Here is a 15594-nt window from a genome sequence, read left to right on the forward strand (position 1 = left end):
AGAGAAATATAAAAGGAGATAAACTTGATTTCAAGATTATCTCCTTTTTTTTGTGATGCTATATTCGATTTTTTTTTAACTATTTATAATTAATGCAATTATCCAAATTACAAATACTGAAAGATGAATATAGAAAGAATATTTTGTCTCCTTTTTTAACCCAAAAGTCGATATTGCATTAACAACTAATAATATTATGTTTAAAATTGCAACTAAAAAAATGGAGAAAACATCTAAATTTGGAGTACAAGGACCTGATTTAAATTGTCCTGATAAATTAATAATTACTATAGCTACTATGGAGATAGCATAAAATAGTATTGATAATAAAGCATTCCTTTTTTCTATATCCATTACTTTTTAGTTCATTAAAAGTGTTGTTATTAGTAATAATTTTATTCTGCTTTGTTCGAGTACTCAATTGACCTCCAACTTTTAAATTCCCGAATACCCTTTTAAAAAATGTATTTTTTTAGATACTGCTGCAATCCATTCTCTAGCCATTAAGGTATGAAATGGAACTGTGGGATGAATTCCATCCCAAATCCAATATTCCGCTGGAACTTTTTTAATTGCTTTTTCTAAAACTTGTGGAAAGTTAACCAAAACAGTATCATACTCTTTTGCCAATTTTTGAATAATCATGGCTTTTTCTGTTGTGGCTTTATTCCAAATTTCAAAATCATTTTGTCTTTTTCCTACTGCAGCTACAAAGGGCAAACACAAAACCAAAACCATTGCTGGATTGACTTTCTTGGAATCTACAATCAATTTGCGGTATTTGCTTTCGAACTCTAGATTATTGATTGCTGATGGTTTTTTTTCAATTTCGGAAGCAACATCGTTAATTCCGACCAAAATACTGATTACATCTGGGTTCAAGTCTAAAGCATCATGCTGCCATCTTTTTTCTAAATCAGAAATGGTATTTCCGCTAATTCCTTTGTTGATAAAATGATGTTTGTCTTTGCAAAAGTCAGCTCCAATACTACTGGCAATACTATAAACGTATCCATGTCCCATAATATGATTGGGGTCTTTAGTTCTACCCCTATTCCCATCGGTTATAGAATCGCCTTGAAATACAAAAGTCAAACTTTTATTTTCAGAATTGAAAGCTACGGTGTTGGAGGCACTCAATACTTCTGGCAAACTCATTGCCATTAAAGACGCTAAAGCTGACTTTTTTATAAAATTACGTCTGGTATTTTCAGCCATTCTTGATTAAGGTTTCAAGTTTTATCAAATATAAACTATTTTTAGTCACTGAATTCTAAAGTTTTAAAACTTGTGTAGTCATAAATCACTATTTAATTAGTCTTAAAATCTTTTTAGTAATTATTAAAAAAAAAAAGTTACAAAAAAGCATGAATACAATATATACTGAAATTTGTTAATCCTTCAAAATTCATTTCAATAAGAACAAAAACTCTTTAAAACTAATACTTCATATCAAATTCAAAACACCCCAAATCAGGTGCTTTTCCTTGAAATGGAAATCCAATATTCTTTCCTGCATCAATGGTTTTGCTGGAAGGATTTAATCTAAAGAAATCGTTTTTAGGCAAACTTCCGTCGGCTTGTCTTGGTGCGGTCAAAAAACTTTCGTCCAGACTTAAAAAGTCCGATTTAGTAATGTTTAGCTTTAAATCAAAATAATTATTGGTCAATGTACAGGTTGTTTTATCTATTTGAGCTAATTCATTGAATGTCGCTCCAAAACCTAAATTATTAGTCAATACGTGACTCCAACCCGGAACATCCGTTAAATAATCCGTTGCGTTTACGGCTTTTCGGTTCAGCATATTGTAATTTATCTTATTTCGATAGGCCGAATTATTGTACCAATTGTTTCCATTCAAATGATGATTGGCATAAAAACCGCTTTGTTTATTGCCCACAGCCAAACAAAATTGAATCGTATTTCTAGGAATTGAATTAGGTAATTTACTAATATCGGTCCCGCCATATCCTCCTGCTTTGAAGCCATTGCCATCTGCACGACCCACAAAATCAGAAGTATAACCATTATAAAAAGCCCAACAATTATCTATCAAAACAGGTTCAGCAGAATTGATTAAATCAAATCCATCATCGCTATTGAACCAAGCACGACAGCCTCTAAAGATGTTATTTTTATTGCCTTCAGGAGCATGACAACCAAAACCATCGGTGTTTCCTCCTTTTCCACCTTCGGAAACGGAATCCCAATTTCGATACGCATCACAATTCAAAATCAAATTATTGGAACCATTAGAAAGATAAACTCCAATAGCCATATTATCATACATTTTGATCTGCTCCAATGTATTATTATCGCCTTGAATTTCGAAACATTCGGATTGAGTGTGTCTTTTTATCGTAACCTGCACACCAGTAACTTCAATGCCTTTGATGTGGATATTATTTCCACTAACATTAAATGCTATCACACGATAATTGGCTGGTTTAATGTTTTTAAAATCAAATACAGGCGTTTCATTAGCATAAGACAAATAACTAATCCCGCTTTTATTAAGGTTGGTTACATAAGCCCAAATTCTCGAATATTTCTCAATTTGCTCTTCTCTCATTGTGTAAACGCCACCTCTAATGTAAACGATATCGCCTGAATTGGCTAATGCTTGTGCTCTTTTTATGGTTTCCACAGGATTTGTTTTACTACCAGAATTGGCATCATTCCCATTGGGAGCTACATAATATTCGGCCGAAAATGAAGAAAAAGTAGTAACAAATACCAGCAAAAAGATTTTTTTTTCATCGGAAAATATTTAGGATTGAGATTTGTATTTTAGATCAAAAAAAAGTTCTAAAACAGTGAAATTATGGCTAGAACAAAAAACATCCATCCTGTTGCATCCTGCTGTTTTGCAAGCCTGTGAATTAAAAACCGATGAATTAAAACTAAAAAAATTAGGCAATTATATATAACTACAGTTGTTAAATATTCAGTAAAAATACATCAAAAAAATCTATCAGAAATGATGGATTTTTTGTTTTTTATTAATGAAGATTATTTCTATTTTTTTTAATACTTTTGAAGTCAAACCAAAAAATAAATAAAGTGAATAAATAATAAATATTTTTACATATCATTTCATTAGCGTAAGCTATTAGTCCATCGACCGAAACCGCCAAAACTTCAAAAAAGATACAGACTAATAAGCAGACTGCTCTCGCAATGGCGTGGGCTTTCTCTTATCTGTATTTTAGGTGCTTGGCGGTACCTTGGTCGATTGATTTGAGTTTGTCCCACGTTTTTGATTTACTAACTAATCTAAAAGCTTCTAGGGACGGTAGCAAATCAAAAAAAATATGAAAAAGTCTATTTTAAAATCAGTTGCAATACTGGTAGTGTTAACCGCATTTTTTGGATGCTCTAGTGATTCAGATTCTATCCAACCTACTACCCCTTCAGTTATTGTAAAAACAAAAGTAACTATTACAAAAATTCAAATAACTAATATTCCTACTCCAAATGATTGGGATTTATCTAGTAATCCAGATATTTATGTAGTAGGTTTAGACGGTAACAATAACGTTTTAATTCCTAAAAACGGAGTTTTATGGAATTTTATTCCATCTATTACAAATAAAGTTGAAGTGAATCTTATAGTTCCTATTTCAACTATTAACCTTTCAAGTAGTGTATTTAAAGTACAAGTTTGGGATGATGATAGTGATGATGCACTTGCAGGAGCAAATGATAAAATTGGAGAAGTTCCATTTTACATATCTGATTATAGTATTGGAGCTAACAAGTATCCTAGTTATGCAGTTAAGAGCAATGGAGAAACAATAGTTACTATATATATGACTTGGGAATAATAAATACACAAACTATTTATTCATTTTATTTATTCAAAAGCGAGGCATAAATATGCTTCGCTTTTTTTATCCATAAAAATGATAAGAAATCCGTTTATTTCAGAAGTATATTAATGGTTAGTTAAAATCAATCGTTATTAATAAACGCTATCAATATCAAGTACTTAAAGAACAATACTATAAAATAAAATAAAATGACTAAATTTGTATTTAAATACTTAAAAAACAGATGGCACAACCAGCTTTAAATATCGCTTGTTATTTTGTAAATAGAGCTTTTTCTGAAAAAGTTACTATGACAAATTTAAAGCTTCAAAAAATGATATATATAGCAAATGGTATATATATAGCAAAACATAAAGAACCTTTAATTATAGAACGTGTTGAAGTATGGGCATACGGACCAGTTATTAAACCTGTTTATGATTGTTTTAAAAGGTTTGGAGCTGATAACATTAATAAAAAAACAGTAGAATGTGACATAATTTTTACTAATTATCCAAATGCAAAAGAACTAGAAATACTAGAAGCAACATGGGATTTATGTAAAGAATTAAATGGCATTCAGCTTTCAAATTGGACACACAGACCAGAATCTCCATGGACAATATCCATGAATAATAAAAAATCTTTTATACCAGATGATTTACTTGGTACTTATTTTGACCAATTTTTAAAGAAAAATTAATGAGTGAACTTTTTGTAGAAAATTTATCTGAACAATTAACGCAAAACAATAGCAATATTGCTGACCCTTTAACAACACAAGCAATCAACGAAGATAAACATGAAAAAAGAATTGTTAAGATAAAAGGAATCCATCAAAATATTGAAGAAAGAAAAAAGTATGCTAGTTATATTTATAGTTTTACTTGTGTATGGTGTTTAGGATTGTTTTTCTTTTTGTATTTTCAAGCTGTAGGTCTTTTTCATTTATCTGATTTAGTAATAACAACCTTAATTGGTTCAACTACTATTAATATTTTGGTTTTCTTTAGACTTGTAACTGCATATCTCTTTAATAAAGATAAATCAACATAAGGAATTCTACAACTTCCTCACTTTCAACCCTAGAGCAATATCAATATTATTTTCGAATGAAGGTTTTGACTTGTTATGATTGATATGGTCTTCTATTTCAGGGAATGAAATAAATTTTTCTAAAGTCTTTTTGTTATCAATTTCTACAAGTAATGTTTTTGTTGGAGAGAACTTAAAGTTATTATCAAACACATCGTTAACATCAGCGTATTTAAAATACCAAACATCATTAACAAAAATACTTTTGATGTTTTCGTTAGTAAGTAGTGATTCTAATGTTATATCTAAAAACTGCATTTTGTATCTCTGATATTTTGATAAGTGATAGTAACAAATATATTATTCAAAATTAATGAAAATCTATCTATTGCTTTAATTTTTCTGGTATTATATCTAAAAACAAATTCATCTACATAAAATTGCATGTGTTTTCTTGACCACCAATTGTAAATTCCATTATAGCCACGCTTCATAATCGACCAAAATCCTTCTATTGTATTGCTATGTATTTCTTTGTTGTCAAAGTCAACATATTGCTTCTTGGAGTGGTCAACAATGTGGTGGTCATAATCAGAATGCAAATGATTATACCCGTGCCATTCATCAGAAATTAGAACGCTGTGTTTCTCAACATTTTTTCTAATAATTGGCTGTAAGGTTTTGGCTTTAGTATCAGGAATTACAAAGGCTCTTAAATCACCATTTCTTTGCAATATACCTAATACAGGGGTTTTGTCTTTAAAACTTCTACCTTGACATTGTGCTACTTTTTTATCCTTATGACGGTTTTTGTTTTTTCCACCAACAAAAGATTCGTCACATTCAATAATACCATCAAGTTTTACTTCTGAAGGCATATTAAATAAACGTCTAATTTTAGAGGCAATATGCCAAGCTGTAGATTGAGTAACTCCAAGTTCAGTAGCTAGCTGTACAGATGAAATTCCCTTTTTATAAGAAGTCATGTGCCAAATTGCTATAAACCAATCACGAACTGGAAGTTTAGTTTTTTCAAAAATAGTTTTGGTTCTAACTGTAAAATATTTACTGGTAGTTTTACAAAAATACTTCTCGTTTTTACATTTCCAAGCTTGCCCATTTTCAACAAAAGGACTTACTACATTTCCATTCCATCGTCTTTGTTCAAGATAATCTAAACATGATTTTTCCGTCGGAAAAGTATCAAGCAATATACGAATCGAGGTAATATTATCAGGAAACATCTTAATTTTAAAATTAGATAGTAAAATTATAAAAACAGAAATTAATAGTATATTTTTACTAAAAATTTAACAACTGTAGTTATCTATATAATTACCAAAAATTATTTATAAATTACGGTTCGTGGTTTGTCTAACTCAAAATTTTGAAGTCCAAAATCAGAGGTTTCGAAAGCATTTGTTTTTAACACATCTCGACCATCTCCTGGAATCGTTGGGTAATATGCAAGTGAAATTTGAAAGGTTCGAAATACTAAATAATCATTAACAATAATAAGCCCAACACCTAATTTTGAATAGGTTTTTCTATTCAAACCCAATTGATTATTGCTATCACCCAGCATGGCAATTGTGTAATTTAAAAAAGGATTCAATCGAAAACCAAAAATATTCCATGGTGAATAGCTTTGAGTTTGAAAGGTTAACAGAGCTTTTTGGTTGCCGTAGATAGCACTCTTAAAACCTTTAATTCCATAATCATTATTGATAGAAAGTTGGTCACCAATAGCATCCTGACGATTAATCCCAATAACCAACTGCGGTTTGACGAATTGTCTTATTTTCCATTTTCCTATATCGATTAGATTGGTAAAATAATTGGCTTGAAAGGAAAAAGCAGTTTGGTTTGTAACAGATTGTTCAAAAAAAGTTCCCAATTCAAAATTAGTACTCAAAAATCCCCATTTGTGATAATTACCAAAAGACACACGAGCTCCTAAATACAAACGGCCTGTATGGTTCTTGAACTGATAACCGCCTGTAATTCCGTAAATTTTTCCAATAGGAACATCCTCGGTTATTCCGTTTCTAAAGATATATTTATCTTGAACAAATTTACGAGTAGAAATTCCGATTCCAGCAAGAAAAAATCGTTCAGATGAATAAAAATTAATGGAGTCATAAGCAATAGTTGGACTTTCTAGATAATTGATATGGAGAAAGCGCCCTGAAACAATCAGATTAGTTACTCGATCGTTCTCTGTTTTACCTTCGGAAATCAAGTAGGAATAACCACCCCAAAGGTCTTGTGAATTGTACTTAAACCGCTGTGGAGCAAAATTTGAATTAGCATCTTGAAGCGTATCTCTTCGAAATTGTTGATCAATGTTTATACCTCCACCCCATTTAGCAAAAGGAGAATAAAAAGGACGATCTACCTTAAAAATCTTTCCAAAATTACCATCCAAATCATTGAAGTAATTCAATCTTGTTTGAATAAAAGTATTCTTGATATTAGGAACAAGATACTCTAAATCATAAGCACTTTTTCCGTCCTGAAATCGATTTTGATATTGAGTATTCAAAGTATGTCCTGTGCCAATAAAATTACGCTCTGTGAGTTTAAATTTTGATTTACTATCCGTAATTGAACCTCTAGGAAGTAAACTCCAACTGTCTATTACACGAATAAAAACATCTACCGAATCTGCATTTATACCCACTGTTTGGGTCTTGATGGAAACTCTACTAATGTAACTTTGTGCCCTTATCAAACGCACCGATTCTTTGACTAATAAGGAATCTAAAGGCTTATTTTTTTTGATAAGCAAAACATTTTTAATGGCTAGATTCTTGGTATTAATATGAATAGAATTTCCCGTTTTTTCTATCCAATTTCGAGGCTGTTTGTTAGAATCAATTTCAGAATAACCAAAAGGATCTAAAGAAACGATATCAATATTGCGAACAATCTTACCTTCATATTGCTGATAATCATGTTGAATATAATCCTTGCTTTTTCTTTTTTTAGGATTTATAGGCTTGAATATTAATTTGTGCAACGATTTAGTCAGCTTATTTTTTTGGGAATAGTTCTGTATATTTTTATAAACAGCCATACTATCCTGCTTGCTTTTTTGAGAAAACAACAGCTGAAAATTAAGAAAAAAAACCAGGAAAATTGCTGTTCTTTTTATGAGCATAAAAATTAAATTTCTTAATAGAGAGAAAAAAGATTGCCCACTTGATTTTATTCAAAATTATTTTATCAAGGTATTCTTGACTATTTTAAAAAAATGATGGTATTATTTTAATCATAAATTAATCTGTAAATTCTACATCATCATAAGGATGTTTTAATATCGAAATTCCTTTTTGCAAAAGGATGTTGTTGGGATACACAATCATTTCACCACTTTTGGCTTTCAAATACACATGAAACGCACGAATGTCTTCAATTTCGGCTTCGATTGGAAAATCTTTATCATGAATAAGAATGATATCACCAATTTTGAATGGAAAATAAAAAAACAAAATAATTCCTGAACTAATATTGCTCAAAATAGACCATTGAGCCACCATTGCCACACCCACAACGGTTGTAAATGAGGACAACGCAATAAAAATATCTTTAGTATCAACTCCCCAAATAACAATCAAAGAAAAAGCTACTAAAATATTGATTAACAAATGAATGTACTTAATAACCAATCGTGTTCTATGTTCGATTGTTTGGCTAGTTTTGGCAAAACTTCGCACCAATTTTGACACCACTACTCGCAACAGCATCAGTATAATTAATAGAATTCCAGTAGCAATTACTTCTCTTGTATAATCCTTTAAAAATTCCATATTTCTATTTTTAGGCTAATTTACTTAAAAATTCATACACTTTATCCGTTGGTAACCCCATAACATTCGTGTAAGAACCTTCAATTTTGGCAACACCCACAAAACCAATCCATTCCTGAATTCCATAAGCTCCTGCTTTGTCATAAGGCTTGTAGTTTTCTAAATAATAACGAATAGCTTCATCACTCAACTCATTGAACGTTACTTGGGTTACTTCATGAATTACAGTTGTTTTTTTACTGGTTTTGAAACAAACCGAGGTAATCACTTCATGAGTGGCATTCGATAAAGATTTTAGAATACGGAAAGCATCTTGCTGGTCTTTTGGTTTACCCAATGCTTTGTCATTGTGCCAAACTATGGTATCGCTGGTAATTAGCATTTCACTTTCTTTCAATTCGCCTTCAAAAGCACTGGCTTTCAACTCGGCAAGGAAATTGGTTATTTGTTCTCTCTTTAATTCTGACGGAAAAATTTCTTCTATTTCCTTCAATCGGATTTCAAAATCTAAATCTAAATCCTTGAAGAATTGCTGACGTCTTGGCGAACCCGAAGCCAAAATCAATTTATATCTTTGTAATTTATTTTTAAGCATTGTACTTTATATTTAAGCTAATAATCACGACTGAAAGGATACCAAAAAACAAAATCCCTTTTAGAACAGAACTCAAATGTTGAAAATCATTTTGCTTATTTGCTGACCAAATTTTAATAGAAAAATACAATAAGGGAGCCAAAATAAAAATCAATCCATATAGTGTTGCATACCACAATCCAGTAACTACTAAATGCGTGTTAATGTAATAAAGAATTACAATTATGGGAATAAAACTCAAAGCAAAAACCAATTTGGTTGTTCGTTCAATACCAAAAACTATGGGTAAAGTACTCATTGCTTGGCTCAAATCGCCTTTTATATCTTCTAAATCTTTAATAATTTCTCGAATAAAATTGATAATAAAAGCGAAAATAGCATAGTCCAATAGAATGCTAAAAAGCATCCCCATAAGTGGTTGATTTTCTTGATTTGTAATGGGAAACAAATCGAAAATCCCAACAATAACAACACTTAACGAAAGTAATAATGCCACAATAAAATTTCCAATCAACAAACTTTGTTTCAAATTAGTAGCATAAAAATAGAGTGTGGCAGCAATGATAATAAAAATGGACGCAAAATTAGGTTTATCAATCACATTCGACAAATAAAATCCAATGGCAACTCCAGTAAAAGTAAATCCAAAGTAAAGATTATAAGCCTGATTTTCAGAAATAAACTTTCCCACAATTACATCATTAGGTTTATTCTCCAAATCAGTTTCGACATCCAAAATATTATTGATAATGTAACCGCCAGCTGCAATACATACGGTTGCCAAAACCAACAAACCATATTGCCAATCGGTCAAAGCCAAAGGAATATTTTGCAATTCCAGAAAACCATACCTAAAAACAAGTTGCATCAAGGCAAGCATTATTAAGTTTGGAAAACGGATTAATTTAAGGTAGTTCATTTTTAGATTGTAGATTTTAGATTCAACGGAAGACTACTTTTTAAGCAAATACCGAATTACCGTTTCGGCAGCATACAAACCAAACAATCCTGGCATATAACTATTGGTTCCGTAAAACGATTTTTTAAAATTAGAACCATCGGTCATTTTCAAGCTCGCCTCATCCTGAATTTCGGAAGAAAAAACTACTTTCACTTTATTTATCCTCTCTTTTTTGAGTCGTTTTCTAATCGTTCTTGCCAACTTGCAATTGACCGTTTTCGAAATATCGGCTACTTTCACTTTAGCAGCTTCCATCTTTCCTCCAGCTCCCATACTCGAGATAATTTTAACTTTCTTATGCTTGGCAGCAATTATCAAATTTAGTTTTGGAGTGACACTGTCAATGCAGTCTAAAACATAATCAAATTCATTAGTTACAATTTCGTAAGCACGTTCAGGAGACAAAAATTCTTCAACTCTTGTCAGTTTCAATTCGGGACTAATATCTATTAATCGATCTCCAACTACCTTTGCTTTAGATTGACCAATGGTCGAATGCAAGGCTGGTAATTGTCTGTTAATATTTGTAATATCTACCACATCGCCATCTACAATCGTCATGGTTCCCACTCCTGCTCTAGCTAAAAATTCTGCTGCAAAAGATCCCACTCCTCCTAAACCCACTACCATAACATTGGAGTTTCTTAATTTTTCTAATCCTTCTGCTTTAAATAAAAGTTCCGCTCTTTCTGTCCACTCTTTCATTTTATATTTTTTTAAAATCTGAATTCAAAAATAGTTTTATAATTAGTATTCATAATTACCTGTAATTCTTCCAACCCTAATCCTTTATATTTCGCTGCTAAAGCATAAACCTCTTGAATTCCTTCTTCGATCATATCTGTTTCTAACAAGAATTTATCGTTTGGAATACTTTTAAAAACCGATTCTAATTCAGGGTTTCGCAATAAATTTTTTCCAAACGAAACATAAAACCCTGCATCAATTAATTGCTTGGCGAGTTCCACTTTTTTGGAAAATCCGTGAACAATCATGGGAACTTTAATCTTCAACCTTTTCTTGATTTCGATCAATTCCTGAAAAGCCAAAACACAATGAATTACAACTGTTTTTTGGTATTTCTCGGCTAAAATCAATTGTCTTTCAAAAACCGATTGTTGCACTTCAAAAGGAGTTTCACTGCGTTTGTCTAATCCGCATTCGCCAAGAGCTAAACATTCTGGCAAGCCTAATTTTTGATCTAAAATATGAAAATCATTTTCCAATCGGTTTTCGTCAATATACAACGGATGAATCCCAATAGAATAAAAGGAAATAGAAGCATCAAATTCTTGCGGATATTGATTGACCAATTCTAAAACATCAGGTTGATTGGTAAATTGATGGGTATGTAAATTGAAATATTGCATTGGACAAAAATAGTTTAAAAGTTAGAATGCTACAAAAGTAATATTTTGAAAAGAATGCTTGTTTTCTCGTAAAATCCCAATCCGTTTTTGCTTTAAAAAAGTTTTACACGAATTAAAGATTGTTAAAGTTGAATTGGCACTAATTTTAGCCATTTTATGAATTGGTGAAATTTTTAAAGTTTTATTCTTCGTGAAAATTCTAGGGAATTCGCTTTTAAAACGGAAGAAATTCTAAATAAAAAACACCGCAGATTCGCAGATTTTCACAACATAAATTAGATAAAATTAACGCTGATTTTTGAATTAGTGCAATGAAATAGTTCTGATTTATTTTTAAAATCTGCGAATCTGCGGTAATTTTTTAAAAGCGAATGCCGTGTGAAAATTCGTTAAATTCGTGTCTCAAAATCTTTGTAGCTTTGCAAAACAGAAAATTCTCCTATGCTCAAAGCTGCTCTCCATCGCTATATCAACAATTTTAGAGGTTTCAGACGTGAAGTTTGGATTCTTGCTATGATTACTTTTATCAATAGAGCGGGAACTATGGTTTTGCCGTTTTTATCCAAATATTTAAAGGAAAATTTAGAGTTTACTTACGGTCAAGTGGGCTGGATCATGATTGCTTTTGGTTTGGGCTCTATGCTGGGTTCATGGATTGGCGGAAAATTGACCGATAAAATTGGCTTTTATAAAATCATGACTTTCAGTCTTTTTACCAGTGGTATTCTGTTTTTTGTCCTGCAATTCATTACCAGTTTTTGGGGTTTGTGTTTCGGAATGTTTACCATTATGGCGATTTCTGATATGTTCCGACCCGCAATGTTTGTTTCTTTGAGCGTGTATGCCAAACCCGAAAATAGAGTTCGTGCTTTATCACTAGTACGTCTAGCTGTAAATCTGGGTTTTGCAGCTGGGCCAACTTTGGGCGGATTAATCATTTTAGGATTGGGCTACCAAGGATTGTTTTGGATTGACGGTAGCAGTTGCATTATTGCTATTTTAATTTTTGCACTAACAGTTAAAGAAAAAAAGAGAATTTCACCTACAGCGGATGAAATTCCTGCTCTTACTGACCGAAAATCTGTTTACAAAGACAAACCTTTTTGGCTGCTCCTCTTCACTTTATTTATTATTGTGATGGTCTTTTTTCAAATATTTACGACACTTCCGTTGTATCATAATGAAAAATTTGGATTGACCGAATTTCAAACTGGAATGCTGCTTTCCCTAAACGGACTTTTAGTTTTCTTGTTAGAAATGCCTATTGTCAGTATAATGGAACGCAAAAGTGTCAACAAAATTAGAATCATTGCTTATGGTGCTTTGTGCGTAGCATTAGGCTATTTTGTTTTACTCTTTGACAGTTGGATTTTCATTTTAACAGTGAGCATTATTTTATTGAGCTTTGGCGAAATCTTTGCTTTTCCGTTTTCTAATGCTGTAGCGCTAAACCGAGCGCCAAAAGGACAGGAAGGACAATATATGGGTTTGTTTACGATGAGTTTCAGTTTAGCCCATATCGCTTGTTCTAAAACGGGACTCGATATAATTGAACATTTTGGGTATAAGACTAATTGGATTGTTATGGGGTGTTTAGGAATGTTAGCTGTTTTTTGCTGTATTTGGTTGAACCGAATGTTGCAAACTGAAAAACTATAAATCCGATTCATAATCACAATTTTTTTATTCCAAACTTAAAATTTAGTTAAACAACTATAAAAATAGTTTATAAACTAAAAATATAGTTGTATGTTTGTTTTAAGAAATACAAAAAATATACAGCTATGCAAAAACTCACCAACAAAGAAGAGGAAATCATGCAAATTTTATGGAAGCTCGAAAAAGCTTTTGTAAAAGAAGTACTGGCAGAAATCACCGAAGATCAGCCACATTACAACACCCTTTCGACCATTATCCGAAACCTAGAAGAAAAAGGATTTGTTTCCCACAATGCTTTTGGCAACACCCACCAATACTTCCCTATCGTGAAGATGGAAGATTACCGAAAGCGATTTATGAACACCGCAATTGACACCTATTTTAATAGTTCTTATAAAAATATGGTGTCGTTTTTTGCCAAAGAAGAGAAAATATCAGCCGAAGAATTACGCGAGATTTTAGCCATGATCGAAAACAAATAGTCGTATGGAAACGCTATTTATTTACCTCATCAAATCCAGTGGACTTCTTTCCCTGTTTTATCTTTCGTATGTTGTTTTGCTACGAAAAGAAACTTTTTTCAACAGCAATCGTTGGTTTTTATTGGCGGGACTCATCACCTCGATCGCATTGCCGTTGGTTGTTTTTACAAAAATCGTTTGGGTTGATCCAAGTCCATCTAATTTTGACTGGTCGAAAATTCCAATGACAACGACAACGCCTATCGAAAATGAAACTTTTGAAATCAATTGGTATTTAGTTTTCACAGTAGTTTATTCGATTGGAATTCTAGGTTTCTTGGTAAAATTTGCACTTGATTTTTATAGTTTATCCAAAGTTTTGAAGGGTAAAATAATCCAAAAACAAGCCAATTTCAAGTTGATTAACGTTAGCGAAAACATTGCTCCTTTTTCGTATTTCAATTCTATCGTGTACAACTCATCACTTTACACGGAAACAGAATTGGAAAATATTTTGGAACATGAAAAAGTGCACAGCAAACAAAATCATACTGCCGATGTTTTGGTTTCGAGACTGTTTTGCATCATTTTTTGGTTCCATCCGTTGGTTTGGTTGTACAAAAAAGCCATCGTTCAAAATCTGGAATTCATCGCCGACTGCGAAGCTTCCAAAAACATTTCCGACAAAAAAGCGTACCAATTGACGCTTTTAAAAATTACAACACAAGAAAACTGTGTTGCTATTACCAATCATTTTTATCAATCATTAATCAAAAAACGAATCGTTATGTTAAACAAAAATCAATCAAACAAAAGGAATTCTTGGAAGTATGCTGTTGTACTTCCGCTATTAGGTGCTTTTTTATTTTTCTTTCAAGTGAAAGTTGTAGCACAGGAGAAAGAATCCGTAAAAACGGAAATTAAATCTCCCGAAATTGACAAAACAAACCTCATCATCACTAAAAACACAACCGACGAGGAAATCAAAGAGCATTGCGAACAAATAAAAAAAAGGTACAATATTGATTTAACTTTTTTTAATATTAAGAGAAATTCAAATGGCGAAATAATCAATATTGAAAGCAAGTATCAGAATAAAAATGATGGCGGTAGTGGTAGTTCTAATCAGCTTGACTTAAATAAGTCACCGATAAAGCCTTTTAAATTTTTGTATAATGAAACCAAAAAAGAAACAGGATACATCAATATGGATTTGGCTTCTGTATACAAAGGAAAAGAAATTATTGTCAACGGAAAAGTGGTTAGTCAAGATGAGTTAGCCAAATTAAATCCTAATGAAATTAAATCAATAGCTGAAAACACAAAAAATGGCAAACCAACTATTGAAATCGATACTAAAAACGCATTCAAACCTGTTAAAATAACCGACAAAGACATTTACATTGATGGTGTAAAAGTTACTAATGAAGAGTTTAATAAACTAAACCAAAGCACTGTTGACAAAGTAGATGTTAATACTTTTGAAAATACTGTTAGGATAACTACAAAAACAATCAATCGATCGCTAGATAATTTTGAAATACCAATTCCGCCAACACCTCCAACTCCACCTGCATTTACAATTAAAACTCCAAAACCGCCTGTTTTTCCAAAAGCCCCAAAAAGCAATTCAATAAATGGAGACAAAAAAGCTTGGAAAGAATATGAAAGCAAAATGAAAGATTTCAATAAAAAAATGAAAGCCTTTGAAAAACAAATGGAAGAATTTGACAAACAAATAAAACCTTTTAATACTGATATGGAGGCTTTTAACAAAAAAAAGAAAATCTATGAGCAACAAATGCAAGAATACGAAGCAAAAATTGAATCCGAAAATAGAAAAAAACTTTTTCAACTAATACCTCAAGAAATAGTTTCCCCATAAAGT

General features: G+C 31.6%; 17 protein-coding genes. 6 read left to right on the top strand and 11 right to left on the bottom strand.

What is annotated here, in order from left to right; all coding sequences use genetic code 11:
• Positions 1–75: 75 nt before the first annotated feature.
• The 3 genes from OZP15_RS10620 to OZP15_RS10630 all read right to left on the bottom strand — a co-directional run bounded on the left by OZP15_RS10620 (position 76) and on the right by OZP15_RS10630 (position 2744).
• A complete protein-coding gene (locus OZP15_RS10620) occupies positions 76–354 on the bottom strand; it encodes a hypothetical protein (RefSeq protein ID WP_269225415.1) in 279 nt (92 codons plus the stop codon).
• A gap of 81 nt (positions 355–435) precedes the next feature.
• Positions 436–1218: an SGNH/GDSL hydrolase family protein gene (locus OZP15_RS10625; protein WP_281336072.1), complete on the bottom strand. Its 783-nt coding sequence runs from the start codon at positions 1216–1218 to the stop codon at positions 436–438.
• A 221-nt stretch (positions 1219–1439) separates the two neighbouring features.
• The gene (locus OZP15_RS10630; protein WP_281336073.1) at positions 1440–2744 is read right to left on the bottom strand and encodes a right-handed parallel beta-helix repeat-containing protein; all 1305 of its coding nucleotides are present in this window, start codon (positions 2742–2744) and stop codon (positions 1440–1442) included.
• 571 nt (positions 2745–3315) lie between these two features.
• Between OZP15_RS10630 and OZP15_RS10635 the strand changes: the two genes are divergently transcribed.
• From OZP15_RS10635 to OZP15_RS10645, 3 genes are all read left to right on the top strand, one after another.
• A complete protein-coding gene (locus tag OZP15_RS10635; RefSeq protein WP_269225420.1) occupies positions 3316–3828 on the top strand; it encodes a hypothetical protein in 513 nt (170 codons plus the stop codon).
• Between the two features lie 229 nt (positions 3829–4057).
• Positions 4058–4516, top strand: a complete 459-nt coding sequence (locus OZP15_RS10640) for a Panacea domain-containing protein (RefSeq protein ID WP_269225421.1) — start codon at positions 4058–4060, stop codon at positions 4514–4516.
• On the top strand, positions 4516–4869 hold the full coding sequence (locus OZP15_RS10645) for a hypothetical protein (RefSeq protein ID WP_269225422.1): 354 nt from the start codon (positions 4516–4518) through the stop codon (positions 4867–4869). The genes OZP15_RS10640 and OZP15_RS10645 overlap by 1 nt, the downstream gene beginning before the upstream one ends.
• Before the next feature lie 6 nt (positions 4870–4875).
• On the opposite strand, the gene OZP15_RS10650 is transcribed toward OZP15_RS10645, so the two are convergent.
• From OZP15_RS10650 to OZP15_RS10685, 8 genes are all read right to left on the bottom strand, one after another.
• Complete coding sequence (locus tag OZP15_RS10650; RefSeq protein ID WP_269225423.1) at positions 4876–5166, bottom strand: hypothetical protein; 291 nt, start codon at positions 5164–5166, stop codon at positions 4876–4878.
• Positions 5154–6092: an IS1595 family transposase gene (locus OZP15_RS10655; protein ID WP_269225424.1), complete on the bottom strand. Its 939-nt coding sequence runs from the start codon at positions 6090–6092 to the stop codon at positions 5154–5156. Before OZP15_RS10655 ends, OZP15_RS10650 begins: the two co-directional genes overlap by 13 nt.
• A 101-nt stretch (positions 6093–6193) precedes the next feature.
• Positions 6194–7927, bottom strand: coding sequence for a BamA/TamA family outer membrane protein (locus OZP15_RS10660; protein ID WP_281336074.1), 1734 nt, complete (start codon positions 7925–7927; stop codon positions 6194–6196).
• 202 nt (positions 7928–8129) lie between these two features.
• Complete coding sequence (locus OZP15_RS10665) at positions 8130–8660, bottom strand: mechanosensitive ion channel domain-containing protein (RefSeq protein ID WP_269225427.1); 531 nt, start codon at positions 8658–8660, stop codon at positions 8130–8132.
• A gap of 10 nt (positions 8661–8670) precedes the next feature.
• The gene (locus tag OZP15_RS10670; protein WP_269225428.1) at positions 8671–9255 is read right to left on the bottom strand and encodes a Maf-like protein; all 585 of its coding nucleotides are present in this window, start codon (positions 9253–9255) and stop codon (positions 8671–8673) included.
• Positions 9248–10174: a geranylgeranylglycerol-phosphate geranylgeranyltransferase gene (locus OZP15_RS10675; protein ID WP_269225429.1), complete on the bottom strand. Its 927-nt coding sequence runs from the start codon at positions 10172–10174 to the stop codon at positions 9248–9250. The genes OZP15_RS10670 and OZP15_RS10675 overlap by 8 nt, the downstream gene beginning before the upstream one ends.
• 33 nt (positions 10175–10207) lie before the next feature.
• Positions 10208–10921: a tRNA threonylcarbamoyladenosine dehydratase gene (locus OZP15_RS10680; protein WP_269225430.1), complete on the bottom strand. Its 714-nt coding sequence runs from the start codon at positions 10919–10921 to the stop codon at positions 10208–10210.
• An 11-nt stretch (positions 10922–10932) separates the two neighbouring features.
• Positions 10933–11586 (bottom strand): TatD family hydrolase, encoded by a 654-nt coding sequence (locus OZP15_RS10685; protein WP_269225431.1) that lies wholly within the window; start codon positions 11584–11586, stop codon positions 10933–10935.
• A 441-nt stretch (positions 11587–12027) separates the two neighbouring features.
• On the opposite strand from OZP15_RS10685, the gene OZP15_RS10690 reads away from it, so the two are divergent.
• The 3 genes from OZP15_RS10690 (at position 12028) to OZP15_RS10700 (ending at position 15591) form a co-directional block, all read left to right on the top strand.
• On the top strand, positions 12028–13245 hold the full coding sequence (locus OZP15_RS10690; protein WP_281336075.1) for an MDR family MFS transporter: 1218 nt from the start codon (positions 12028–12030) through the stop codon (positions 13243–13245).
• A 125-nt stretch (positions 13246–13370) separates the two neighbouring features.
• Positions 13371–13727 carry a BlaI/MecI/CopY family transcriptional regulator gene (locus OZP15_RS10695; protein ID WP_269225432.1) on the top strand — a complete coding sequence of 119 codons (357 nt, stop codon included), beginning with the start codon at positions 13371–13373 and terminating at the stop codon, positions 13725–13727.
• A gap of 4 nt (positions 13728–13731) precedes the next feature.
• The gene (locus tag OZP15_RS10700; protein ID WP_281336076.1) at positions 13732–15591 is read left to right on the top strand and encodes a M56 family metallopeptidase; all 1860 of its coding nucleotides are present in this window, start codon (positions 13732–13734) and stop codon (positions 15589–15591) included.
• Positions 15592–15594 lie beyond the last annotated feature (3 nt).

The sequence above is a fragment of the Flavobacterium eburneipallidum genome (assembly GCF_027111355.2).
GTDB classification, from domain to species: Bacteria; Bacteroidota; Bacteroidia; order Flavobacteriales; family Flavobacteriaceae; genus Flavobacterium; species Flavobacterium eburneipallidum.